At 40.5% G+C, this 25,779-nt stretch carries 18 protein-coding genes; 8 read left to right on the forward strand and 10 right to left on the reverse strand.

Annotation, left to right across the window (positions count from 1 at the left end; genetic code table 11):
* Nucleotides 1-13: 13 nt before the first annotated feature.
* The 5 genes from ACO05G_RS16035 to ACO05G_RS16055 all read left to right on the forward strand — a co-directional run bounded on the left by ACO05G_RS16035 (nt 14) and on the right by ACO05G_RS16055 (nt 10,146).
* Nucleotides 14-337, forward strand: a complete 324-nt coding sequence (locus ACO05G_RS16035; RefSeq protein WP_421763653.1) for a DoxX family protein — start codon at nt 14-16, stop codon at nt 335-337.
* Nucleotides 338-518: 181 nt separating this feature from the next.
* A complete protein-coding gene (locus tag ACO05G_RS16040) occupies nt 519-2,894 on the forward strand; it encodes an FtsX-like permease family protein (protein WP_421763654.1) in 2,376 nt (791 codons plus the stop codon).
* A gap of 248 nt (nt 2,895-3,142) precedes the next feature.
* Complete coding sequence (locus ACO05G_RS16045) at nt 3,143-5,455, forward strand: ABC transporter permease (protein WP_421763655.1); 2,313 nt, start codon at nt 3,143-3,145, stop codon at nt 5,453-5,455.
* 108 nt (nt 5,456-5,563) lie between these two features.
* Nucleotides 5,564-8,572 (forward strand): SusC/RagA family TonB-linked outer membrane protein, encoded by a 3,009-nt coding sequence (locus ACO05G_RS16050; protein ID WP_421763656.1) that lies wholly within the window; start codon nt 5,564-5,566, stop codon nt 8,570-8,572.
* A 32-nt stretch (nt 8,573-8,604) separates the two neighbouring features.
* Complete coding sequence (locus tag ACO05G_RS16055) at nt 8,605-10,146, forward strand: RagB/SusD family nutrient uptake outer membrane protein (protein WP_421763657.1); 1,542 nt, start codon at nt 8,605-8,607, stop codon at nt 10,144-10,146.
* 31 nt (nt 10,147-10,177) lie between these two features.
* Here ACO05G_RS16055 and ACO05G_RS16060 read toward each other — a convergent pair whose 3' ends face one another.
* Nucleotides 10,178-11,062 (reverse strand): MBL fold metallo-hydrolase, encoded by an 885-nt coding sequence (locus ACO05G_RS16060; protein WP_421763658.1) that lies wholly within the window; start codon nt 11,060-11,062, stop codon nt 10,178-10,180.
* A 183-nt stretch (nt 11,063-11,245) separates the two neighbouring features.
* On the opposite strand from ACO05G_RS16060, the gene ACO05G_RS16065 reads away from it, so the two are divergent.
* The gene (locus tag ACO05G_RS16065) at nt 11,246-11,728 is read left to right on the forward strand and encodes a PaaI family thioesterase (RefSeq protein ID WP_421763659.1); all 483 of its coding nucleotides are present in this window, start codon (nt 11,246-11,248) and stop codon (nt 11,726-11,728) included.
* Here the strand turns inward: ACO05G_RS16065 and ACO05G_RS16070 are convergent.
* Nucleotides 11,725-12,114, reverse strand: coding sequence for a hypothetical protein (locus ACO05G_RS16070; protein WP_421763660.1), 390 nt, complete (start codon nt 12,112-12,114; stop codon nt 11,725-11,727). The genes ACO05G_RS16065 and ACO05G_RS16070 overlap by 4 nt on opposite strands.
* A gap of 48 nt (nt 12,115-12,162) precedes the next feature.
* Nucleotides 12,163-13,998, reverse strand: a complete 1,836-nt coding sequence (locus ACO05G_RS16075; protein WP_421763661.1) for an AMP-dependent synthetase/ligase — start codon at nt 13,996-13,998, stop codon at nt 12,163-12,165.
* A 38-nt stretch (nt 13,999-14,036) separates the two neighbouring features.
* On the opposite strand from ACO05G_RS16075, the gene lgt reads away from it, so the two are divergent.
* Nucleotides 14,037-14,873: a prolipoprotein diacylglyceryl transferase gene (lgt, locus tag ACO05G_RS16080; protein WP_421763662.1), complete on the forward strand. Its 837-nt coding sequence runs from the start codon at nt 14,037-14,039 to the stop codon at nt 14,871-14,873.
* Between the two features lie 4 nt (nt 14,874-14,877).
* On the opposite strand, the gene ACO05G_RS16085 is transcribed toward lgt, so the two are convergent.
* The 6 genes from ACO05G_RS16085 to ACO05G_RS16110 all read right to left on the reverse strand — a co-directional run bounded on the left by ACO05G_RS16085 (nt 14,878) and on the right by ACO05G_RS16110 (nt 23,101).
* The gene (locus tag ACO05G_RS16085; protein ID WP_421763663.1) at nt 14,878-15,264 is read right to left on the reverse strand and encodes a hypothetical protein; all 387 of its coding nucleotides are present in this window, start codon (nt 15,262-15,264) and stop codon (nt 14,878-14,880) included.
* A 33-nt stretch (nt 15,265-15,297) separates the two neighbouring features.
* Nucleotides 15,298-16,179, reverse strand: a complete 882-nt coding sequence (locus tag ACO05G_RS16090) for a diacylglycerol/lipid kinase family protein (RefSeq protein WP_421763664.1) — start codon at nt 16,177-16,179, stop codon at nt 15,298-15,300.
* The gene (locus ACO05G_RS16095) at nt 16,179-17,129 is read right to left on the reverse strand and encodes a threonine ammonia-lyase (protein WP_421763665.1); all 951 of its coding nucleotides are present in this window, start codon (nt 17,127-17,129) and stop codon (nt 16,179-16,181) included. Before ACO05G_RS16095 ends, ACO05G_RS16090 begins: the two co-directional genes overlap by 1 nt.
* 100 nt (nt 17,130-17,229) lie before the next feature.
* Entirely contained in the window at nt 17,230-19,989 is a 2,760-nt protein-coding gene (polA, locus tag ACO05G_RS16100) for a DNA polymerase I (RefSeq protein WP_421763666.1), read from the reverse strand.
* Between the two features lie 102 nt (nt 19,990-20,091).
* Entirely contained in the window at nt 20,092-22,767 is a 2,676-nt protein-coding gene (locus tag ACO05G_RS16105) for an ABC transporter permease (RefSeq protein ID WP_421763667.1), read from the reverse strand.
* A gap of 1 nt (nt 22,768) precedes the next feature.
* A complete protein-coding gene (locus ACO05G_RS16110; protein WP_348282928.1) occupies nt 22,769-23,101 on the reverse strand; it encodes a PadR family transcriptional regulator in 333 nt (110 codons plus the stop codon).
* Nucleotides 23,102-23,238: 137 nt separating this feature from the next.
* Between ACO05G_RS16110 and ACO05G_RS16115 the strand changes: the two genes are divergently transcribed.
* Entirely contained in the window at nt 23,239-23,943 is a 705-nt protein-coding gene (locus ACO05G_RS16115) for a hypothetical protein (protein ID WP_421763668.1), read from the forward strand.
* On the opposite strand, the gene ACO05G_RS16120 is transcribed toward ACO05G_RS16115, so the two are convergent.
* Nucleotides 23,940-25,607, reverse strand: a complete 1,668-nt coding sequence (locus ACO05G_RS16120) for an AMP-binding protein (protein ID WP_421763669.1) — start codon at nt 25,605-25,607, stop codon at nt 23,940-23,942. The two genes, ACO05G_RS16115 and ACO05G_RS16120, sit on opposite strands and share 4 nt — an antisense overlap.
* Nucleotides 25,608-25,779 lie beyond the last annotated feature (172 nt).

Raw genomic sequence — 25,779 nt, forward strand, 5'->3', positions numbered from 1 at the left:
AAACCTGTGGATCATGGCAATTCTATACATCATTGCTGGAATCAATCACTTTGTGATGCCCCAGTTTTATGAGAAGATCATTCCTCCATTCCTGGGAAATAAAAAACTGATCAACTGGTTGAGCGGAATTGCCGAAGTTATTTTAGGTTTCTTGTTACTAATTCCCTCATACACCTCAATGGCTGCATGGGGAGTCATTGCCCTCCTCATTGCCGTGTACCCTGCAAACATTTACCACTTCATGAAAGGATTTAAGAAAAAGAGAATGGTATGGGTACTGGCATTAAGGCTACCATTGCAATTTCTGTTGATCTGGTGGGCATATTCTTTCACCTAAAAGCAACCTATTGGTATTTTTTGAATCTCTTATATAGTATGAGCACCTACAAGTGTTCATGAAGTCATGCGAAATCGTACAAACTGACAAGACTATAGAACTCGTAATACCCTGTTAATCAGTCGGTTTAGTTGATTTAGCATGTTCTTAGTGCCTATTAAATCAACTAACTCAAAGGACTATGCTCAAGAACTTCTTCAAAATCACGTTTCGGAATTTCCGAAAAAATAAGTCTTATGTTTTCATCAATTTGATTGGGCTGGGGCTATCATTAGCATGTTGCATTGTCGGCTATCTCAACTGGAAGTTTGCAGCAGATTACGATAAAAACCATGTTAATCATGAGCGGATATTCAAAGTTCATATCAACAAGTCGGTACAAGATCATAATGTTCCCTACGGTATCACACCACTCCCTTTGGGTGAACAATTAAAAGGTAAAATTGCAGGAATTACTCATTACTCCCGATATGTAGACAATGGATTGGTTTTAAAAAGAGATTTAAAAGTTTTCAATCAGGGAATAGGGTTTGCCGAAGACGACTTCTTTGATATGTTCACTTTCCCATTTAAATATGGAAATAAGGAGGCACTCCTTGATCAGAGCCAGATTATTTTAAGCGAGAACACTGCTAAGGTATATTTTGGAGATACAGATCCAACCGGCGAGCTAATAACGATTATAAAGGAGGATGGAACACCTCTTTCCATGACGGTCGGTGGTGTTTTGGAAGAGATTCCAATGAATTCTTCCATTCATTTTAATGCCATTACCCATTGGGATAATTACCTGAAAATACGAGAGCTTGAGCAGAATGATTGGACCCGTTTTGTATCTGCAACATTTGTGATGACAGAAGGCAAAAACTATCCTGCTAACCTATTAGAAAACATTAACGAAAATTACATAGCTATACAGAATGAAGCCAGAGACGATTTTCAGATCAGCAGCTACTATTTAGAGCAGTTGACTAACCTGGGGCAAAACTCAATGGAAATCCGATCTAATTGGTTAAGTGAGCCACCACCTACCCCCGCAGTAATCACTCCTCTTATAATGGCCGGATTGATGCTACTCATCGCCTGTTTCAATTTTACGAATACTTCGATAGCCATATCCAGCAAGCGTCTGAAGGAAATCGGTATCCGAAAAGTGATGGGCAGTGATCGAAAACAATTGATTTTCCAGTTTATGGGTGAAAACCTCATGCTATCATTTGGTGCCTTATTGGTCGCACTCGGAATCGCATACTTTCTGGTACCAGCTTATAGCGCCATGTGGGATTTCATCAACCTGGAACTAGATTTCATGGCCAATCCGGAAATATTTTATTTTTTAGTTGGACTTTTACTCTTTACATCAATTGTAGCGGGCGCTTATCCGTCGCTTTACATTAGCAGCTATCAGCCGGTTAAGATTCTGAGAGGAAACCTGTCTTTAGGTGGGACAAACTGGTTCTCAAAAACACTTTTAGGACTGCAATATCTGTTTACCATTATTGCTTTGATATTCTCACTGGCTTTTGGTAACAATGCCAAATACCAATCTGAAATGGACGTAGGATTCAGAAAAGAAAACATCCTTGCTGTCAGAGTAGAAAATCAATCTGAATATGAAAGGTATTTCAATCTGGTTAGTCAGATGCCGGAGCTTGATATGGTCAGTGGCACTACCCATCATATTGGTTGGTGGACCTATAGCAGAACACTCAGAGCTGGAGAAAATGAGGCGGAAGCCAGCATGATGAATTTTTCGGTTGATTACAAAGACATTATGGATCTAAACATCTTGAAGGGTAGGTATTTTGACCGGGAATTAAAAGAGTTTGACCGGGAGAATTCCATTTTGGTCAACGAGTCAATGGTGAAGGAAATGGGGTGGGATGAGCCCGTTGGTCAAGTGGTTCAAATAGACGACAGTACCCGGTTGTCTGTAGTCGGAGTAGTGATGGACTTCTACATGTATGGGTTCTTCGATCCGGTAGAGCCGGCAGCTTTTCGACTCTCAAATGACGATGAGATGAATTTTGTTGTGATGAAAAGTAACATGCGGTCAACCGAGCTACGTGAATTAATGGAAGAAAAGTGGTATGAAGTCGCTCCTAATACGCCATTCAACTCGCAGTTTCAGGATGAGTCACTAGCCGGAACAGATTATGTTAATAAAAACATCGAAACAATGTTCCGATTTCTTGGCCTGCTGGCATTGGTTCTTTCTTCCATTGGGTTATATACCTTGGTTTCACTCAATGTAATTAAGCGAATCAAAGAAATAGGCGTCCGAAAAGTGTTGGGGGCATCTGTACAACAAATTGTGGTGATGATGAATCATCAGTTTTTCTGGCTCCTATTAATATTCTCTACTATTGGTGCTTTAGGGTCTTACTTTCTCATCGACATGCTAATGGCATCTATATTCTCGGTATATCAGGCAGCAAGCTACTTTGCTGTTTTAGTTCCATTATTTGGCCTATTGATGGTTGCGGTTACAATTGCTTCGGTTCGCATTGCAAATTCGGCTGTAAGAAATCCGGTTGAATCACTTCGAGACGAGTAGAAAAAAGAGATAACATCGAATCATAGGGCAGAATCATCGATTACTGCCCTTTTATTTTCATTGTGTCCGATTAAGGGGTTCATTTTCGAACAGCTTATAATACTAATAAAGTCATAACTTTCTGATTTACAATAGTATACATCCAGTGGCACATTTGTTGGTGTTTTCACGCCAAAGCAAAAAACCTAACCATGTTTCGTAATTTCTTCAAGATCACCTTCCGCAATTTTCAAAAAAACAAAAGCTACGTGCTAATCAATCTAATTGGATTAGGACTCTCCTTGGCATGCTGCATAGTTGGCTATCTAAATTGGAAGTATGATGCAACTTTTGATCATAATCACCTTAATCATGATAAAATCTATAAGATACATTCATACAAATCGGTTCAGGGAGAGCAGATAAAATATGGGATTACACCCATTGGACTTGGGGAACAGATTAAAGAAAAAATTCCAGGTATTACCCGATACTCCCGATATGAATCCATGCACTTGGTCTTTAAGAAGGAAGATAAAGTTTTGAAGCAGCATATTGGATATGCCGAAGATGACTATTTTGAAATGTTTACATTCCCTTTTAAATACGGGAGCAAAGAAGCTTTCAAAGACAAAAGCAATGTGATTCTAACTGAAAAAATAGCGGAGATATATTTTGGGGAGGGAGACCCAACAGGCAAAATGATCACATTAATAGACTTAGGGGACAAAGAAGTTTCGATGCGGGTCGGAGGAGTATTGAAAGATATACCTCGAAATTCTTCCATGACTTTTGGCGCAATCACACATTACGATAACTACTTAAAGCTACGTGATTTTAAGAAAGATTCGTGGGAGTATTTCAATGCAGCCACCTTTGTGATGACAGAAGGGCAATTTCCCCAGAATCTGCTAGACTATGTTAATCAGAACTGTATCGAGGTTCAAAACAAAGCACGTGACAATTTTCAATTGGCAGGCTATTATCTTGAGCCCCTAACAAGTCTGGCTAGAAATTCTGATAAGATCCGTTCAAACTGGTTGAATGAGGCACCGCCATCTTCGGCAATTATTGGTCCGGGTATCATGGCTATTATGATCTTACTCATAGCTTGCTTCAACTTTACCAATACGTCTCTTGCCATTTCCAGCAAACGCTTGAAAGAAATTGGAATAAGAAAGGTCATGGGCAGCCAAAGAAGACAACTGATCTTTCAGTTCATGGGTGAAAACATAATCCTCTGTTTTGCGGCACTTTTGGTAGGACTAGCTATTGCCGATATACTTGTTCCAGCATATAGCTCACTATGGCGATTCATTGATATAGAATTGAGCCTCGCTTCTGACCCGGAGATTTATCTTTTTCTAGCCGGATTGTTATTGGCAACTGCGTTGATAGCAGGAGCTTATCCTTCTCTGCACATCAGCAAGTATCAGCCAGTAAAAATTCTTCGTGGGAATTTACGCATCGGCAGTAGCAGTCGGCTTTCAAGAGGACTATTGGGGATGCAATACCTTCTGACCACCATGTCACTTGTTTCAGCTTATGCATTTTATAATAATGCTGAGTTCCAGTCCAATTATGATTTAGGATTCAGTAAAGAGCCTCTGCTTTCTATTGGGTTCGACAGTCATACAGAATATAAAAATTTCAGGCCTGTGGTTGAGCAGGTTTCTGGAATAGAGCAATTGGCGGCTACCTACAATCGAATCGGGGATTGGAGCTATACAAGAACACTTAAGTCCGGGCAGACCGAGCTCGAAACAGAAATGATGGATTTCTCAACCGAATATTTTGATCTCATGAATTTAGAGATGATCGAGGGGAGATTCTTTGATGACAACATGCGTGAGCATGATCGCATAAACTCAATCGTTGTGAACGAGCAATTGGTTAAAGAATTTGGATGGGCAGATCCTGTTGGGCAAGTAGTACAGATTGATGATACAACACGCCTGAGTGTCATTGGAGTTGTGAATGATTTTTATGACGAAGGGTTTTTCAATGATATTGAACCGACAGGTATCCGAATGGCTGATCCAAACCAGATGTACTATTTAATGGTAAAGAGTAGTAAGAACCCAATAGAGCTTTACGATCAATTGCAGGCTGAGTGGTTTAAAGTGGCTCCAAACAAACCATTTAATGCGGAATATGACAGTGAGGTAGAGTCAGCAAATGAAGTGAACACCAATATTATGCTCATTTTTGAGTTCATGGCATTTATTTCTTTAGTGCTTTCATTGATCGGGTTATATACATTGGTTTCACTGAATATCATAAAACGAATCAAAGAGATAGGGGTAAGAAAAGTATTAGGGGCATCCATTCGCAATATTATCATAATGATTAATCACCAGTTTTTCTGGCTGCTGATGATAGCTTCTGCAATGGGTGCTCTTGGGGCATACTTTTCGCTAGATTTACTCATGGGTTCAATCTTTGATATTTATCAGCCCGGAACACCAATAACTTACTTCTTGCCATTCTTCATTCTGGTTTTAATTGCTGTGATTTTTGCTTCTGCAAGAATATTTGCAACTGCTATTAAAAATCCAGTAGACTCGCTGAGATACGAATAGTTGAACTAAGGAAATCGAATCAGAGGGCAGAATCATCGATTACTGCCCTTTTTTAGTTCTGCTAAAAAGTAATCTGCCTATTTTTAAAGAACTATAATCAACTACCACATGAAACTAACACTAACCTGCCTGGCCTCCTTGCTATTGGTATTTTCATTATCGGCACAAATCACAGTCCGTGGAATAGTGACAGACCAAAACAATCAAGGCATTGCCGGTGCTACAATTAAAGTTGATGGAGCGGTAACAACTGTTTACACCAACGAAAATGGAGAATTTACAATTGACCTTGACTATCAATTTGAAACATTGATCATAAGTGCTGAAGGATATCAGGTTCAAAGCGTTTATGTAAATGGACGCACGAATATTGATGTGAAAATGAAATCACTTGGAATCAATACCATTAATATGGGAATAGGTTCTCAAAGCAGGGATGAATTGACAAGCAGTGTCTCCAGCATCAATACGGCAGATGTTAGTCCAGCTCCCCTTATTAATCTTGAGCAAGCTAATCAGGGAGTCACAGCGGGCCTGTTTGTTCAAAACTCAAGTGGTAAGTTGGGTCAGGGAACTACCGTAAGAATACGCGGAGGATCATCATTGACGGCTTCTAATCAGCCACTTTATGTGGTAGATGGTGTTCCTCTTGTTTCCGGAAACCAATCCAATATTAACCCAAGCAATATTGAATCCATAGAAATATTGAAAGACGCAGCAGCTACTGCTATATATGGAACGAGAGCAGCCAATGGTGTAATAATCATCACAACGAAAAGTGGAAATACTGGCGGATTAAAAGTGAACGTTGATTACCAATTTGGTTTAAGCCAAACTCCAAAAACGCTAGATTTAATGTCTCCATCTCAATTCAATCAAATGTTTATTGAGAGTACACTTAGAAATCCAATTCTTGGTTTGTCTCAATTCATTACAAAAGAAAACCTGGAAATGTGGGAAGAATCATTCCAAGGGGTAACTGACCCAAGCGAATTGGTCATCAATTTTCCCAACAACAGTTCGATAACCTTGCCAGCAGCGTACCTTGGTCTAAACGGTGGTCAGAATACAGATTGGCAAGATGAGGTTTTCAGATCAGCTCCATCTCATAGGGCAAACGTAGATTTTCAAGGTGGCACAGAGGCGTTAGGCTACTTCGCCTCTCTAGGGTTTACTACTCAAGAAGGAATATTAGTTGGAAACAAGTTTGATCGGCTGAATGGAACACTTACGCTGAACAGTAAAATCAGTTCGAAGCTTTCAGCAAATATGAATTTGAACTACATCTATACAGATGATGATCGTTTGAATGAAGATCAGGATTTGGGTAACCCAATGCAAGCGATAGCACTTCCACCATCTGATACGTATGATCCATCAAATAATTACCGGCTCAATACATTCAGTTTGCTTTATAATCCATTAACAGAGATCAACTTTGCAGATTATGATGCCACCAATAATTCAATTATTGGAAGCCTGGGATTGAAATATCAACTGACTAGTAATTTGAGTTTTGATGTAAATGGAGGGATTGATTACAGTGATGTGAGGGTAGAAAGAAGACAAGGTCCACAGACGCTTGATGGGGAGGGTACAGGACTTTCACAACTTGAGACCTCTGATATTAAGAACCATGTTTTCAATGGCTGGTTCACCTATGACAAGGATGATTTATCAGTCGTTTTAGGAGGTTCATATCAAGATTCCAAAGCAGATTTTAGATATATCAGAGGACTTGTTAACAGCGTTTCCACCTTGGAATCTCAAGCAGGAACAACGATTCCAGAAAATCCAATTCCAGGTGCTGCCAATTCGTTTTTATCTGCCTATACAAGGGTTGGCTATTCAATAGATAACAAATATTCATTTGAAGTAAGTGGAAGGGTAGATGGAAGCTCAAAGTTTAGCGAAGAAAATAGATTTGGTTACTTTCCTGCGGTTTCAGCAGGATGGAATATCCACAACGAAGACTTCTTCAACTCCAATTCATTTAGCTCTTTGAAATTGAGAACTAGTTATGGACTTGTGGGAAATACCCCTACTGATGATTTCTTATACCGTTTGAATTACATCATTTCTCAATACGATGATGAAGATGGCATTGAGATCATCAACCTGGAAAATCCGGGCTTGAAATGGGAAACCACCTCTCAATTTAACGTTGGCTTAGATTTTGCTTTTGCTAATAATAGAATTTCTGGTTCCGTAGATTATTACATTAAAAAAACAGAAGACCTCTTATTCCCAGTACCGGTTTCTCAAACCTCAGGACAAAGCTCAATCATTGACAATGTTGGCTCAATGGAAAACAAAGGGTTTGAATTTTTGATTAGCTCAACCAACATTGATCAAGATGGATTGGTATGGACAACAGACTTTAATATATCTACCAATACCAATACCATTACAGACCTTGCTGGCGAGCAGGCAATTGTTGGAACCAATGCGTTTTTAAAGGGACATTCTGCTGGAGTATTTTATCTGGTAGAATACCTTGGAGTTGACCCCAGCACAGGTCGTGCGCTGTACGATGACGGAACCACAGAGGGAACCACAGAATGGTCACTTGATCTGAGAAAACCAGTAGGAGACCCCAACCCTCAACTATTTGGAGGGATTACAAACTCCCTGACATATAAAAATTGGGAGGCATCTGCCCTTTTCCAATTTGTCAGTGGTGTAGACATCTACAATGCGACCGGTGAGTTCCTTTCTAACAGTGGAATTTTATTAATCAACCAAACAGAAGACCAAGTTGACAGATGGTACCAGCCGGGAGATGAGGTATCCAACCCGGTTTTAAATCCTGATCAGATCGACCCAAACCCATCCACAAGATGGCTTCAAGATGGAAGTTATATCCGGCTGAAAAACATTACTATCACTTACAATTTTGACCAAACAGTGCTGAGTAATATGGGATTAGATAACCTAAGCATTTACGTCGGAGCTACGAACCTATTCACCATCACAGGATATACCGGGTACGACCCGGATGTGAGCTACTTTGATCCACTTGATGGAATCATCGGACAAAACATTAGTAGAGGCATAGACAATTTCACAGCACCTCAACCGAGAATTTTTTTAACTGGTATTAAAATTGGATTTTAATCATGCGATACATAAAACTAAATCCTACGAAAATGAAAAATGTCCTATTGTCGACCTTGGTTTTGGCACTGGTAAGTATCTCATGTGATGACTTATTAGACATTGAAGCATCGAACTCTCTGAGCGGAGATCAATTGGTAGACGAGGAATCTATTCAGCTGGCACTTAATGGAGCCTATTTTAACCTGATGGGAATATCGGATGGTGGTGATGGTGGTGAATTGTTAGGAGGTGATTTTCAGGTTATGGCAGAACTGATGGTCAGGAATGATCAGTTTGGCTTTGATCCACAGAGCAGCGAGGTAATCCCTCAGGAAATATTCTGGGATGAATCTGCAGCACCCTCCTATGAGAACTTTGTGAATAAAAGTATTATCCCAACTAATTTAAGAGTTGAATCCAACTGGAGGAGAGCATACGAAACCATAAATCTGGTTAATAATATTTTAGCCAATATTGACAATGTAGAAAATGCCAGTGCCAGAAGCAGAATACAAGGAGAAGCGACTGCAATGAGAGGCATATTGTATTTTGAAATGGCTAGATTATGGGGTCCCCAGTATACGACTTCTTCGGCTTCAACTTTAGTGCTGCCAATTCTGACAGAACCTATTATTTCGGTTGATGAAATTGGATTACCAGCAAAGTCAAGTCTGGGTGATATCTATGATAGAGCGGAGCAAGACTTAACTAATGCATCTACTGATTTGCAATCGCTGGGAACGAATGGGACAAGGATATCCTACTATGCCTGCCAGGCCTACTTAGCTAGATTAAATATGCAAAAAAACCAATATGGTGTAGCACAAACTCATTTGGAAAATATTTTGGATGGAACGTTTTCTCTAGCAAATGAACCAATGGATGCATTCAACAATGCGGCCAATAGCACAGAAGATATCCTGGCTATTCAACAAACGCCTGGTAATAACACCGGGACACCAGGCTCAGGATCAGGGCTTGCAACACTATATTCATCTCTTACCGGAGAAGGACTATCGGCTTTTAGAATCAGTCAGGACGCAATATCCTCTGATGTGCTCTACAACAATCCAAGATTTAGTGAAGCTGATCTACGTGCAACTGTAGATCTTAACACTACAACTTCGACAACTGATGTAAGTACCGCTTATTACAGAGATCCAATCAACACCGCTATTGTTAGCTCTGCAAAGTTTTTAAGAAATACGGATGTGGTTCCAGTAATAAGATTAGCTGAGGTCTACCTCAATAGAGCTGAGTGTATCTATGAACAAAACACCGGGATAATCGATGCAACTGCGTTAAACGATCTAAATATGATCAGGCAAAGAGCTGGCATTGGTGCGCTTACAGTAGCAGACTTAAGTGGTAACCCTGATCAGTTTTATGATAGCTTGATTCAGGAAAGAAATCGAGAACTAATCTATGAGGGACATGTCCTTCATGATATAAGAAGACAATTTGTCAATGGCTATTCCACGGGCATTTTAGTAGGCGGAAGAGCGAATCCTGTAATAAATCCGCTGGACCCAGACTTGATATTACCAATTCCTCAGTCCGAGTGTGACGCAAGTCCCGGATTGTGCAACTAGAAAATAGAAAGGCCTCAAATGAGGCCTTTTTTTATATCTGCTTTTTCTTCCAATACCGAACCAATCCGGCAACACTCATCCAGGATGGGTTTGCCGCTTCGTATTGTTTGACACCATTTTCTGAAACACCCCGATCTCTCAATTGCTGAGCGGTATAAGACATAAACTCGGGAGTTATTTCCTCATTGCTCATACCTGCTTCCCACTTATCCTTGATCCATAAACTCCAATCTTTCAGAATTTCTTTCAACTCTTTCATATGGATATTGGGATTTATTTCCTCCCCGAAATGAGTCAGTGCAAGTTTATTCGGGTTCTTGGAAAGGACTAAATCAATGGAATGCAACCAATCTTCCAGATTGATATCCGGTGGTGGACATGGAGGTACTACCGGCCCTCCATCGATCTTCACCCCTGCTACATCTCCGGTAAATATGGTGTCTTTCCAGTGCCACGCAATGTGATGCTTCGCATGCCCCGGAGTATGCAAAGCTCTAAAGCTCTCTCCGCCAATTTCAAGTACTTCCTCATGCGCTACTGTTCTTAATTTCTTCCTCGGGATACCCTCCATCTTTCCCCACAAGGTATCCATTTGATCCCCATAGATCATGGTAGCTGAGGCAACCAGTTTTGTAGGGTCGTGCATATGATCTGCACCAAATGGGTGCAAATAAACAGTAGCTCCCTGTTCAGCAAACGCCCAAGCTGCACCTGCATGATCAAAATGGATGTGAGATAACAGCACATGCTTTACATCACTGACCTTATATCCATGATCAGCAAGTCCTTTTTCCATGCTTGGAAACGTACTGTAAGGCCCTGATTCCACAATCACGGGTCCGTCTTCTGTTTCGATCAAGAAAGCAGCGATTGCATGATTTAAATTTTGAAAATGTAGATCGAGGGTGTGATACATAATTTTTAATTTGAAGAAATCAAATCAAGAAACTTGTCATATTGAATGAATGAAATATCTCCCCTTAATTCTAGAAGGACTTCAAAACATTTCATCAAAACCACTTTATTATAAATATTTCTCCTAAAGTCGAAAAGACAAGTATTTTGATTTGATTTAACGTTTAGAAGTAAAGTTACTAAAATGAAAGAGTCAAAATATTTTCAAGATCATATGCCTGAAAATGTTTGCTTTGGGTGCGGACATAATCATGAGGGATTACAAATAAAAAGTTACTGGGAAGGGAATGAATCTGTTTGCAAGTGGTCTTCACAGGAAAAATATCATGGGTGGAGCAACCTCATGAACGGAGGTATTATGGCTACTTTGATTGATTGTCATTGTATGGGGACAGCAATGGCAGATGCCTATCAACGAGAGGGAAGATCACTGGATACAGATCCTGAGTATCGATATGCTACAGGCACCCTTACAGTAAAATATCTAAAACCTACACCAAATACAGAAATTGAGCTTCGTGCAAGCGTGATTGAAGTAAAAGGAAGGAAAACAGTGCTTAAATGTGACTTTTATTCAGCTAATGGTGAAAAAACCGCAGAAGCTGATGTGGTTGCTATTCGTGTTTTTGATGGTAGTGAGAATAAAGAAACCGTTTTTAAGAGTTAACCAAAACGTAACTTAATCTCGGTTGTTGAAGGCTCTTCCGTTCCGATTGCCTGAATAAAAGTAATAATGGTATTTTCAATGATTGCAGTATTTGATAGTTCCTCTTCTCCTTCTGCTACCGTTAAGTCGCCATAGCCAAGATTTATAAATCGACCATTCACCTCAATTGATACTACGATTCTTCCCTGCCAAACACATACGGAGTTCTCCGGGCAAAGGGAATTTTCATTTATCTCAGAGAAGGTTACAACCCATGATTTATCCTTGATTGTTTTAACTATTGATTCGTTGAAACTTAGCGTGATCTCATTTTCATTGGTGGCGACTCCTTCATTTTTACATGCTGTAAAAGCCAGGCAAACGACCAAGACTCTCAAGATATTCATGGCATTAAAATTTGAATAAATGCATCAAATCTCATGCCACATCAAATACTAAAGCGCCTCCATTTTTTCGAATTGCTCCAACTCTTCCAGTGACATGTCTTCTATTTGCATGTTTTCAAACTTGGATAAGTCAAAATCCGACTGAGTAGTATAAATCGTATCAAGAATTAGCTTGTATTTTTCCAAAATAACTCGGCGCTTGAGTTTCATAGTTGGTGTCAACTCACCAGTCTCCGGCGACCAGGTTTTATTGATCAGTCGAAATTCTTTGATCTTTGCCCAGTTACCGAGTGCTTCATTTACTCTATCCAGTTCCGACTGAAATAGCTTCCTCACCTTCGGATCTTTACGCATATCCTCAAAGTCCATCAAAGAGTATGTTCCGCTTAATTGGGTCAGTACTTCATCCATGTTTGGTACAATGAGTACGGCTGGAAACTTCTCTCCTTCGCCAACAACCATTGATTGCTCGATGATGATCGCTTCATTTAGTTTATTCTCCACTTGCTGAGGAGCAATGTACAATCCTCCTGAAGTCTTGAAAAGTTCTTTTTTCCTATCTGTAATGTGAAGAAAGCCATCTACAAGTTTTCCAACATCTCCGGTCTTAAACCAGCCATCCTCTGAAAGCACCTCACGGGTCAACTCATCATTCTTGTAATAGCCTTTCATGACGCTTGGCCCTTTAACTATTATTTCATTTTCCTCGCCAAGCTTTACTTCCAGATTATCATACACTTTCCCAACAGATCCAATCTTAATGGCGTCCATTCTGTTTGCAGAAATTACAGGCGAAGTTTCAGTTAGTCCATATCCCTCTAGGACGTGAATACCAGCAGCCCAGAAAACGCGTGCCAGTCGTGGTTGTAATGCTGAAGCACCACATTGAATCTGTTTGATATTGCCCCCTAGTGCTTCTCTCCATTTACTAAAAACGAGCTTATTAGCAACAGATAATTGTCGGTTGTAAAGAGCTCCCTGGTTTTTGTTTGGATCGAATTTCAATCCAAGTGTAATAGCCCGATTAAAGATTCCGCGCTTTACTGTCGACAGTGCACTTCCCTTCTTCAATATCTTATCATAGACTTTCTCCAACAGTCTTGGAACAGTATTGAACGTGTGAGGTTTTACTTCCCTTAGGTTGTCTGCTATCGTCTCCAGGTTTTCAGCAAAGTAGACAGCTGTTCCCGTATAGATATAGATATAAATCCCGGTTTTTTCGTAGATGTGATTTAGTGGCAAGAAACTCAGGGCCCGGTCCTTTCCTTTATCTAACGTACTCACTTTGGAAGATTCAATCACATTACATACTATGTTGGTATGTGTGAGCATCACTCCCTTTGGCGCACCTGAGGTACCTGAGGTATAAATGATGGTACAGACATCATCAGCCTTTACTGTCTTCATTCGTACCTCTAGCTCTTCTTTGTTTTTCCCCTTTCCTTCTCGCATCACATCCAACCAACTCTTGACACCCCCAATCTTATTGAAAGCATAGATGCCATCAATCGAGAGGGTTTTAGCTGCTGCCGCAACACTTTTAAGGGTTGTTCCATTCGAAACGAAGATCATCTTTACCTCGGCTTCCTTTAGGATTGTCTCATATTCAGCTGTACTCAGTGTCGGATACAAAGGCACCAAAACGGCACCCACATGTTGGCAAGCCATATCTACGAAACACCACTCAGGCCTTCCTTCAGATACAATTGATATCTTATCTCCTGGCTTAATCCCCAATTCAATAAGCCCTTGTGCTAACTGATTGACAATCTTTAAAGAGTCGCTGGTGCTGTACTTTTTCCAAAAACCGAGCACTTTGTGAGCAAAGGCATCTGAAATTGGGTTTTCTTGTAGTTGGCGATACAGTAGATCAAAGAGTCTCATGTGGTCATTTTTATTAAAGCTTGCAAAAGTGTGCCAGAGTGTCAATAAATTGTGTCCGTATTTTCCCCTATTTTCCATTAACTGAAACTGAAGAAATGCATCCGGAATTATTCTCAATAGGCGATTTCACCATCCACACTTACGGCTTCATGATCATGCTAGGGGCCACTCTTGGCTTTTTCTACATGTCTTACACGGTAAAAAAAGACCTGGGAATCGAGCGAGACAAAATTCAGAATCTTGCTATCCTGGTCATCTTTTCGGCTTTTATAGGAGGTAAGCTTTTTTTCTATTTAGAAGACCCGGGGTACTATTTCAGTTCGTGGGCAAACATGAAACGTAATTTTAGGACCGGCTTTGTCTTTTATGGCTCACTACTTTTTGCTATTCCGATTATTGTGTGGTACTTCCGGAGTGAAAAATGGCCTTTATGGCCACTTATGGATAGGCTGGCTATAACTGCATGTATTATTCATGGACTTGGAAGAATTGGGTGCTTCTTTGCGGGTTGCTGTCACGGGATTCCTACTGATTTGCCATGGGGGGTGACATTTACAGATCCCGTATCACAAGCAGAGCCCTTACATACGCCATTGCACCCCACGCAGCTTTACTCAGCAGTATTGATTTTTTCGATCCTACTTATCCTGTTTATGTTCAAAAGACATAAACGGTTTGAGGGCCAGCTTTTCTTTATCTATATCATCCTGTATGCTTTTGGTAGAGGAATTATTGAAATAGTGAGAGGGGATGAGGAACGAGGGTACATTGTTGATGGCGTGCTGTCTCATTCGCAGTTTATCAGCCTGGGAGTAATTGCTGTTACTATCTGGATGTATCTGAGATTTAAGAAGAAGGCGAGCTTTAAAAAATAGCTCCTCAGTCCTCCTTCATTTCAATGGTCAGCTTTGAATATCGGTCATTATTGTTAATGGTGTTGATGATGTACGTAAATTTTCCTTCTTCAATCACCTCCTCTCCCACATAATCAAACGGTTGTATTGTAAACGTTTGACCGTTGATTTTTAGCTCGACAAAAGCATATCTATAGGCATATTCGAAACTCTTATAGCTTGAATATTGAAAAGCATTTAAGGAACCAAAATGCTTCTCCACACCATCTGCATTCACCACAATATCGCTGTAGATGACTGCACTCCCATTTTGAATCCTGATCAACAAATCGCCTGTTTCGTCAGGCTCTACTTCGTTGCTACATCCGGCAAGTAAGACTAAAATAAATAACAGGCTAAACAAGCTTTTCATATCCAATTACCAACAAAAATTGTACCTGATTCTTTACTGCTTTAGCACTCTAAGTGTCAAATTTTTAGGTATAATTTCAATCTCATAGGGTGGCTGGCCCATTCGTTCACCATCAATATGTGCAAACAGATTTTTATTTGCCTTGATAGTGACCTTCTTTGCCTGATGGAAATTTACCTCTCTCAATGAACCGTGTGTCCCGCTTGAGAGCTTATTGATATTGAGGAACCTTCGTAATCCCGATACTTTTCCAATCTCGCAAACCTCAAGTAACCCGTCATCTACCTTTGCATCGGGCATTAGTTTAAAGCCTCCTCCAAAAGTTGTCCCATTTCCTATTGTAAGGAGGATTAACTCTTTGTTGAAGCTGACTCCATCAATCTCAAATTCGAACGAACGTTCTCGATAACCTCCCAAAATTCGAAGCACATGGTAATAGTAGGCCACATGTCCTGTTAGCAAGGGTACCCGTTTGGATGCCATGTCCTCCACAATCTGTCCGTCAAACCCAATACCAACGCCATTTACAAACTTGCGATTATTACACCGACCTAAATCAATTCGAATAATTGTACCACTGATTGCTGTTTGTATTTGCTGTTCCAGTGATTTTCCAATCTCCACATTTTTAATGAAATCATCTCCTGTTCCGGCTGGAATAACTGACACTGGGATGTCATGCGTTAATCCGTTAATCGATTCATTTATAGTCCCATCTCCACCAATTATGATGAGGTCGGTAAACGTATCATCCAAAAATTCGGAGACTGTTTTGGTTGCACTTTTACTCTCATTGGTATCAAATACCTGATATTCAAGGTCTTCCTGAGATAATTTTTCCGTGAGAGTTTTGCATATTTTTAGCGCTTTTCCTCCTGCGAATGGATTCCAGATGACGAAAATTTTGCGTTCCATTAAAATGGAAGTTTTGTTAAGTCTACATTTCCGCCCGTCAGGATAATTCCTACCCGCTTGTCCGAAAAGACTTTCGGGTTTTTAAGAATAGCAGCAAATGGAACAGCGCAGGAAGGCTCTATGACAATTTTCATTCGCTCCCAAATCAATTTCATAGCTTGGATAATTTCTTCTTCAGAAACAGTAAATACTTCTTTGACATGTTCTTTGAGAATATCAAAGTTCTTTTGTCCAATGGTGGTTTTTAATCCATCTGCGATGGTTTCCGAGGTTTTGTTTGGGATAATTTTTCCTGCCTTTAACGATTGATAAGCATCATCAACCAGTTCCGGTTCCCCAAGATAAACCTCCATGTTTGGATCGAGAAAATGAGCAACTAATGAAGTCCCTGCAGCAAGCCCTCCTCCACCAACCGGTGTGATAATGGCATCCAGATCATCTAATTCTTCGATTAGTTCTTTGGCTGCAGTAGCCTGACCAGCAATGATGTTGTAGTCATTGAATGGATGAATTAAAGTCGCTCCTGTTTTCGCCACCACTTCTTCACAGGTTTTTGTTCTGGAAGCATCATTTGGTTCGCAAAAGATGACTTCAGCATCATATCCTTTAACAGCGTTTATTTTCACAGTGGAAGCGTTTTTTGGCATCACAATATAGGCCTTTGCTCCGGCGAGTTTTGCAGCCATGGCAACCGCCTGTCCATGATTTCCTGAAGAATGGCATGCAAATCCATTGGTTCGGTCTTCTGGTCGATAGCTGAATATGGCATTTGCTGCGCCACGCATTTTAAAGGCGCCTACTTTCTGAAAATTCTCACATTTAAAAAACATCTGGCATCCGGAAAAAACATCCAAATTGGCTGATGTCATCACCGGCGTATTATAGATATATTTTGAGATACGCTGATGAGCACGCTTGATGTCTGAGAATGAGGGGATGTTTGTTAGCATTTGAGTTCAAAATATTTAGGAGACATGGCTAAATTAAGCGAATCAAAATCTGATCGAAAATCGATTTCCCCCTTGAGGGGGCGAAGAAGGAAGAGTACAACTAATGCGCCTGCAACCAGTTTTCCCCTACTCCCATGCCAATTTCCATCGGCACTTCAAGTGGGTGTGCCTCTTTCATAAATTCTTCTACTTTTTTCATCAAAAGCTCCTGTTCATCTTTATGCATATCGAAGACCAATTCATCATGTACCTGCATGATCATTTTAGACTCCAGCTTTTCTTTCTGCATCCATCGGTGGATATCAATCATAGCAATCTTGATAATGTCCGCTGCACTTCCCTGAATAGGAGCATTGATTGCATTTCGCTCGTCAAAGCCTCGCATGGTGAAGTTTCGCGAATTGATATTTCTTAAGAAACGCCTGCGACCCAGTATCGTTTCCACATACTCATCCTTTTTCGCCTTTTCAATGGTTTCATCCATGTAGCTTTTCACATTAGGAAACTCTTTGAAATACGAATCAATGATCTCCTGAGCTTCTCCCCGAGAAATATTCAGGTTTTGCGAAAGTCCGTATGCGGAAATTCCATAAATAATGCCAAAGTTGACCTCCTTGGCCTTTCGTCGCATGTTTGGCTCTACATTATCAATATCTACCCCAAATACTTTTGCAGCTGTAGTAGCATGAATATCTCTGCCATCCTTAAATGCCTGCATCATGCTTTCGTCTTTTGAGAATGCAGCCATAATGCGAAGCTCTATCTGTGAATAGTCAGCTGCCATGATTAAGTGCTCATCATCTTTTGGTACAAACGCTTTTCTGATCTCGCGTCCCTTCTCTGTTCGTATTGGAATGTTTTGAAGATTGGGATTATTCGAACTCAATCTGCCTGTAGCTGCCACTGTCTGTCTGTAATCGGTATGGATGCGATTGTCTGTTTTACTAATCAGTTTCGGTAGTGCGTCCACATACGTGGACTTTAGTTTTTGATACTCGCGGAATTCTAAAATCTGTGCAGCGATCGTATGTTCATCTGCGAGCTTAGATAAGATATCTTCACCTGTTGCGTATTGACCTGTTTTCGTTTTTTTCGGCTTTTCTACCAACTTAAGCTTCTCAAAAAGGATCTCGCCAAGTTGCTTTGGAGATCCAATGTTGAACTCAACTCCAGCCGTATCAAAAATAGCTTTTTGCACCCTTCGTGTCTCTTCGTCCAGCTCTTTGGACATTTTTTCAAGTGTGGAAGTATCTACTTTTACTCCTTGATATTCCATGTCTGCCAGTACAAATGAAAGCGGTTCCTCTACATCGTGGAGCAGCTTTTCCAACTTCCTCTCGGCAATGTCCTTCTCCAGCATTTCTTTCAACTGTAGTGTAATATCTGCATCCTCACATGCATAGTCCTTGACCTTATCCACCTCGACCTGATCAATGGTTTTTTGATTCTTCCCTTTTGGCCCAACTATACTTTCGTAAGAGATGGTTTTATAGTTCAGAAACTTGTCGGCTAACCAGTCCATACTATTATTGGATTCCGGATCCAGCAAAAAATGAGCGAGCATGGTGTCAAAGATTTCCCCCTTGACTCCTACGCCGTAGTTACGCATGACCTGAATATCATATTTGAGGTTCTGCCCGATTTTCCGGATGCCTTCATCTTCTAAAACCCCCTTAAAAGCATCTGCTACTTCCTGAGCGTTTTCAAAGCATGGCACGTACCATGCTTCTCCTTTTTCGATTGCGAATGCAATCCCTACCAATTTTGCTTCTCGTGTTTCGAGACTGGTGGTTTCCGTATCGAAACAGAAAGATTTTTGTGATTTAAGGTTATTTACCAACGTTTCGATTGCATCAGTTCCCTGAACCAGGTGATATTTATGCTGTGATGTATCAATGGACTCTTTGTCATCCACCGGATCAGGCGATGCACCACCACCATCAAATAATCCCAGCTGTTGAGTGTCTCCTTTTTTTATTTCATTTTCTTCCTGGAACACCCGACGGGCTATGGTCTTAAATTCCAGTTCATCAAAAATAGGTTTCAGGATATCTGCGTTCGGGTCACCGTATTTTAGGTCTTCTTTGCTAAACTCAATCGGAGAGTCGATTTTGATTGTGGCTAACTCCTTAGACATGATGCCCTGTTGTCCATGTTCCTGAACCCGTTTTTGCAGCGCTCCTTTGAGTTCATCTACATGTGCGATAATTCCTTCTACAGACCCGTATTCTTTCAACAGTTTGGAAGCCGTTTTGTCCCCAATACCCGGGATACCCGGGATGTTATCTACCGCATCTCCTTTTAGTCCAAGCACATCTCTGACTTGATCCACTTTGTCAATGTCAAACTTTTCCAGCACTTCAGGGATACCCATGATATCTACTCCATTCCCCATTCTTCTGGGCTTGAACAAACAGATATTTTCATCTACCAATTGAGCAAAATCTTTATCTGGGGTCATCATGTAAACCTTGTAGCCTTCTTTGCTGGCTTTCTTTGCAATGGTTCCAATCAGATCATCTGCCTCATAGCCATCTTTCATGAGTATAGGGATATTGAACCCTTCTACAATTTTTAGACAATAGGGAATTGCTACCTTTATTTCTTCGGGCTGTTCTTGTCGAGTAGCCTTATACTCTTTATAATCCTCATGCCTGAAAGTGGGTGCATGTGTGTCAAATGCTACTCCGATATGTGAGGGTTTTTCTTTGGTAATGATTTCCAAAAGAGCGTTGGTAAACCCAAGTATTGCTCCTGTATTTATACCATTAGTAGTGAGTCTCGGGTTTTGACTCATGGCAAAATGGGCACGATATATCAATGCAAACGCATCGAGTAGGAAGAGTTTCTTTTCAGACATGAGGTAAATTTAGTGATTGGTTGAATAGCTAATTAATATTTCACTATTCACTTCTAAATTATTTCATGGCCACTCAGCCTTGACTCATACTACATCCTCTTTTTACTCGTACCTCAACGCTTTCACCGGGTTGGTTTTTGCTATAGAAAACGTTTTGTTTCCAACAGCAATTAAAGCAATTATCACAACCATGACTGCCGCAATTAGGAATACTGAAACACCAATTGTGATGCGGCTAGTAAAATTATCCAGCCAACCATCCATAAGGAAATACACAATGGGCCATGAGATCATGTTTGCAATTCCCACAAGGATTAAAAACTCTTTGGAGAGGATAATTACAATTTGAGAAATATCAGCTCCTAGGACTTTGCGAATTCCGATCTCTTTCGTTCGCTGAAGAGCGGTAAAAGACGTCAATCCAAATAAACCAAGGCATGCTACGATAATGGCAAAGAAGGCAAAGAGTGTAAAGGCCCGGCTGAAGTTCTGTTCGTTGGCATATTGCTTATTGTAAAACTCATCCAGAAAGAACGTATCGAATGGATTGCCTGGAAAGAATTGATCAAATATTGCCTTACTTTCCTCATAAGCAGATTGAAAATCATCCGTATTGAGCTTTACTGAGATGTAAGAAGCAGAATTCTCCGTTAATGGAAACACCAGCGGATTGATGCTGTTTTTGACAGATTGCTGGCGATAGTTATCAACCACCCCAATAATGGTTCGCTTGTCACTTCCACCAATCAGAACTCTTTGACCAATAGCTTCATCTGGAGTTTGAATACCTAAATATTCCATGGTTGCCTTGTTGATTATCACATTGGAAGTGTCCGTAGAGAATGATTTGTCATAGTTCCTCCCTGCCAAAAATTCAATGTCATAAGTAGGAAAATAGTCCTGATCAACGCCTACGAGATAGACTGTAAAATTTTTGTCACGTGTGTCTTCTTGCTTCCTCATTCCTCTTGTCCAGAAAATTTCATCGCCTGGAACGTTGGAGCTATTCGTAACGGCCTCAATATTTGGATTGCTTATGATTTCATTTTCAAATGCGTCTAGTGCATTTCCGAAAAGTGAATCTACCGCAAAAACCTCCGGTCCACGCATGACCATGGTATCTGACATATCGAATCCTACATCCAGTTTTTTCATGTGACTCAGCTGCTGATAGACGATAATGGTTCCTGCAATTAATGTAACAGACGCGGCAAACTGGAATACAACCAAGGCTCTCCGAAGTAGAATCCCTGACTTGTTTGTCGTCATCTTTCCTTTTAGGACCTGAATAGGACGGAAAGAAGAAAGAATAAAAGCCGGATACAATCCGGACAAGAAGGACCCAAGCACATAAACACCAAGCACGGCCAGCCAAAAATTGGGTTCTAAAAAGAACGCTCTACTTAGATCAGCATCGATCAGCTGATTAAAAAATGGGGTTGTGATGACCACAACTATAACTGCGAGTGATAATGCGAGAAAGTTCAGCACAAAAGATTCAGTCAAAAACTGATTCACAAGCTGTCTTTTATAGGCCCCCATGGATTTTCGTACGCCGACTTCTTTAGCTCTTTCTAAAGATTTGGCGGTTGAAAGATTGATGTAATTGATCCAGGCGATGATCAGAATGAATACCGCTATAATGGCAAGAAAGAATACCGTATCTCCATCTCCCTGCTCTATAGGTTCGGATTCCTGCAACAAGTTTGAATACAGGTGAATATCAGTGATCGGTTGCAGCGGGAAATCTGACCTGAAGTTGTACTTTTCAAAATCCTCTCCTCTTTCTGCATATAACACCTGCTCAAATTTTTCATCAAATGCTTTAGGGTCAGCACCATCCTCCAGCAAAACATAGGTGTTGAAATCGTACCAGCCCCAGGCCGTCTCAGAAGATGCTGTTCCATCATCATTTCGCGTTTGGTTGTTTAGAGTTTCGTAGGATATGAGAAAATTGTATTTGAGATGTGAGTTTTCCGGAACATCAGCTGTTACTCCCGTAATTTCTAGAGTTTTTTCAATCCAGGTATATAGATTTAATGTTTCGCCAACTACGTCTGTTCGCCCAAAGTATTTATTGGCAATGCTTTCAGTAATAACGACCGTATTTGGTTCACTTAGTGCCGTCTCCAAATCACCATGGATTAATGGATAATCAAAGATTTTCAAAAAAGCGGGATCGGCAATTTGTATACGGTTTTCACGAAACTGAATGTTGTCTCGTTCAATAACACCGGACATGGGATATGCCCTGGCGAAATCCACCACCTCAGGCATGTTTTCTTTCATGAATGGCCCAACCCGCGGAACCGCTGCTGCACAGTTAATTTGAAGGTCTTCTCCACGGTAGACCATGTACTTGACCCGATAGAGGTTTTCGTGATTTGAGTGGAATCTATCGTAGCTGTATTCATAGCTCACATACTGTGAAATGAATAAGCACGCCGCAATGCCCAGAGCTAAACCGAAAATATTAAGCGCCGAATAAACCCTGTTTTTTGCCAGAGTTCGGAAGGTAGTTTTGATGTAATTCTTTAACATGGGTATTGAGTTATTTTGATTGACCTTTCTCCTTTTTAAATCATAATTGCGAATGGATAAAAACGCATCTTTGAAATAGTGCATTCGAGCTTTGAATAACCCTTTACTTTCTACACGATCCTGAAACATTTCCTGCAAGTCCCCCAGGATATCATCGAGTAACTCATCTTCGTAAATGAAGCGGATGAGTTTCACAGCTGCTTTTGGCGGGGTAATATCGTGATGCGCTTCCGACAAATTAGATGCTAATGATTGCTAGCTGTGGAATCGTTTTGTAGAAATTTTCCTTTAACTCTTTGGCTTCTTTCAAGACCGCAAACCCCGAATTCGTCACCTGAAAGTATCGCTTTTTCTTTCCTCCCCGCTTTTGTGTCGCTCCACCAAATTCAGAGATGAGAAAGCCTTTGTCTTCCAGTCTGTATAGTGAGGAGTGTATAGCACTAATATTGGCTTTTCTATTGGCGCGTTTTTCCAATTCTTCCTTTACTGAAACAGCATACGCTTCAGTTTCAAGAGACGCGACCGTTAGTAAAATGAGTTCTTCGAATTCGCCGAGATTATTTCCTTTCATACTTAAAAATGAGATTATTCCTCATAAATGTAAATATTACATTCAGTATAATACTCATGTTTGTAAATAAAAGTTGCATCAGCCTGCTGTTTTGATTCGGTTGGTTTTGCTTATTTTAGAAATACAACTTATGGTATATGAAAAAGCTTTTATCAACACTCAAGGAAAAATGGGCAGAGTATCTTCTTGAAATACTGGTAATTACTTTTGGTATACTAGGAGCTTTCCTTCTGAACAATTGGAACGAAAACAGAATCGCTTCCAACACTCGAAAGCTGACAATTAATCGGTTGATCGAGGACGTCAAAAGTGATATCAAAAGGTTTGAATATCTGGATTATCGACTCGGAGATCGGGTAGTAAAATGTGACTCTGTGCTTGAATTATTTAACAATTTAAATACCGAAGAAGATCGACTTTCCATGATCTCGGTGCACTTAATTAACTTCTTTTTGGTTGAGTCCAACCTCACTACCTATGAGGAGATGTTAAATACGGGCAGACTTTATTCCATGGATGATAAACAGCTCAGAACACGAATAATCAATTACTATCGAGATGTAAGTAAGTGGAGCACATATATCGAAAGAGACAATCAACAACTTCGAACAATGATGGTGAGTCCAATATATAATGACTATTGGGTTATCTCCAACACACTACGTGGCGATCAGCCTATTTCAGTTGAAAGATATCCGTGGTTGAAAGATAAAAATTCGAATACGATTCGAGACATCCAGGCACTAATTCTAGCCACTCGAAATCTTTACCATTCGCATAAGGGTACTATTGGTTTTTTAAAGGAAGAAGCAGAAACGCTTTTGGAAAATTTAGACAATTAATCACCCCCATTGTTTTTTTCTTCATAAATCAGTCGCTCTTCTCTGTCGAACCACGACTTGTACATTTCTTGATGAATGGACTCTACCCTTGGTCTTCTTACCTTGAGTGAGGGTGTCATCAATCCATTGTCTACTGTCCACTGTTCCTTCATGATTACTGCCTTGGCCAGTTTCTCATGACTGGCCAAAGTAGGATTTACCTCATCCAATGTTTGCAATAAGGAATCTTCAAATGCTTGTTTTTCCTTTGCTTCGCCTGTTTCTGAAGGAACAATCAGTGCGATCGGCTGAGCAATACCCATGCCCACCACACATACTTGCTCAATATCTGTATTTTTCGAAAGCTTTAGCTCTATTTGCGATGGCGTGACATACTTCCCCTTATCTGTCTTAAATTGATCTTTAATCCTTCCGGTAATAGAAAGGTAGCCATCGTGATCATACTCGCCAATATCCCCGGTTTTAATAAATCCATCTTCGGTAAAAACTTCATCTGTTTTTGCTTGCTCTTTGTAGTACCCAACCATGAGCGCATCACTTTTTACCTGTATTTCGCCTTCTGGTGAAAGCCTGGCAGTAGCGCCAGGCATTGGTCTTCCTACTGAACCAAATCTATTCGAACCGATGATGTTAAAATGGGAGAGAATGCAATCCTCTGTCATTCCATAGCCCTGCAAAATATTTATTCCGAGTTTGTCATACCACTCTAAGAGACTCACAGCTATTGGCGCAGCTCCTGTATAGCATAGCTTTGCATTATTCAATCCTAATTTTTGTTGGATCTTCTTTTTCACTATAGCTCCTAAGATTGGCAGTGAGGTAAGTGTATCAAGTTTCTTTTGCGTAAACTTCTCTAGAATTTTTTCTTGAAATTTTTGCCAGATTCTTGGTACCGCAATAAAAAATATGGGTTTTACGCTTGCTAAATCCTCAGCAAAAGTCTCCAATGACTCAGGGAAACTCACCCGACCTCCGCAATAGAAAGAGACGATTTCAATACCTATTCGCTCTGCAATATGTGATAAAGGCAGATAGGAAAAATAGGTGCAATTTTCAGGAATCTTCAAGGTAGGTATGGTGGTATTTCCCATGAGATTGAATGAACTCACTTTATGCATTACACCTTTGGGGTTTCCTGTGGTCCCGGAAGTGTACATAATAGTAATTAAGTCATCCGGATTCAGGCCTGGTGGATCAAAACTGCTATGATCGTCTTTGATCAGTGTTTCCCACGAGTGCTGTTCTTCCACACCGTATAGTTCAACTCCGATTCGTTGAATATCCTCAGGAATACCTGTTTTTTGCCTTGAGTAATCGTCTAATTTGCCAACAATAACCGCTTTGGACTCACTATGTACCAGGATCTCATTGATGGAATCCTTGTCAAGCGTAGGATAGAGGGGAACAGAAACGAATCCGCCAAGCATAATAGCAAGATCCGCCATAAACCAATGTGCGCAATTTTTGGATAGCAAGGCTACATGATCTCCCCTTTTTAATCCCATGCTGTGAAGAGATGCCGCCATAGCAATCGCTTGATTGTAAGCATCCTGACGGGAATACTCAATAAACTTTCGGTTGATGGGTTGTCTTAGAAATATGAAGTTGGGATCTTTATTTAACCAATACTGAAAGGCATCTAGGGGTGTTTGGAAAGTGTTCATGAAAATAGGTTAATGGTGAACCTACTAAAGATACAATTTTTAACTGATTCTTGAGTCAATGCTTTACTTACTCACTCCCCGCACCATCTCCTTCTTACCCATTGCACCCTGGAGCTTCCACCTGAAAGCCTAACTCTTTCATATAGAATGATTGAATCCCGATGAAAAGCTG

The sequence above is a fragment of the Ekhidna sp. genome, assembly GCF_965227465.1.
In the GTDB taxonomy this organism is placed as follows: Bacteria; Bacteroidota; Bacteroidia; order Cytophagales; family Cyclobacteriaceae; genus Ekhidna.

Coding starts and splice junctions, on each gene's coding strand:
- ACO05G_RS16035 (WP_421763653.1), top strand. CDS start 14: ATGGCAATTCTATACATCATTGCTGGAATCAATCACTTTGTGATGCCC.
- ACO05G_RS16040 (WP_421763654.1), top strand. CDS start 519: ATGCTCAAGAACTTCTTCAAAATCACGTTTCGGAATTTCCGAAAAAAT.
- ACO05G_RS16050 (WP_421763656.1), top strand. CDS start 5,564: ATGAAACTAACACTAACCTGCCTGGCCTCCTTGCTATTGGTATTTTCA.
- ACO05G_RS16055 (WP_421763657.1), top strand. CDS start 8,605: ATGAAAAATGTCCTATTGTCGACCTTGGTTTTGGCACTGGTAAGTATC.
- ACO05G_RS16060 (WP_421763658.1), bottom strand. CDS start 11,062: ATGTATCACACCCTCGATCTACATTTTCAAAATTTAAATCATGCAATC.
- ACO05G_RS16065 (WP_421763659.1), top strand. CDS start 11,246: ATGAAAGAGTCAAAATATTTTCAAGATCATATGCCTGAAAATGTTTGC.
- ACO05G_RS16070 (WP_421763660.1), bottom strand. CDS start 12,114: ATGAATATCTTGAGAGTCTTGGTCGTTTGCCTGGCTTTTACAGCATGT.
- ACO05G_RS16075 (WP_421763661.1), bottom strand. CDS start 13,998: ATGAGACTCTTTGATCTACTGTATCGCCAACTACAAGAAAACCCAATT.
- ACO05G_RS16085 (WP_421763663.1), bottom strand. CDS start 15,264: ATGAAAAGCTTGTTTAGCCTGTTATTTATTTTAGTCTTACTTGCCGGA.
- ACO05G_RS16090 (WP_421763664.1), bottom strand. CDS start 16,179: ATGGAACGCAAAATTTTCGTCATCTGGAATCCATTCGCAGGAGGAAAA.
- ACO05G_RS16095 (WP_421763665.1), bottom strand. CDS start 17,129: ATGCTAACAAACATCCCCTCATTCTCAGACATCAAGCGTGCTCATCAG.
- polA (WP_421763666.1), bottom strand. CDS start 19,989: ATGTCTGAAAAGAAACTCTTCCTACTCGATGCGTTTGCATTGATATAT.
- ACO05G_RS16110 (WP_348282928.1), bottom strand. CDS start 23,101: ATGAAAGGAAATAATCTCGGCGAATTCGAAGAACTCATTTTACTAACG.
- ACO05G_RS16115 (WP_421763668.1), top strand. CDS start 23,239: ATGAAAAAGCTTTTATCAACACTCAAGGAAAAATGGGCAGAGTATCTT.
- ACO05G_RS16120 (WP_421763669.1), bottom strand. CDS start 25,607: ATGAACACTTTCCAAACACCCCTAGATGCCTTTCAGTATTGGTTAAAT.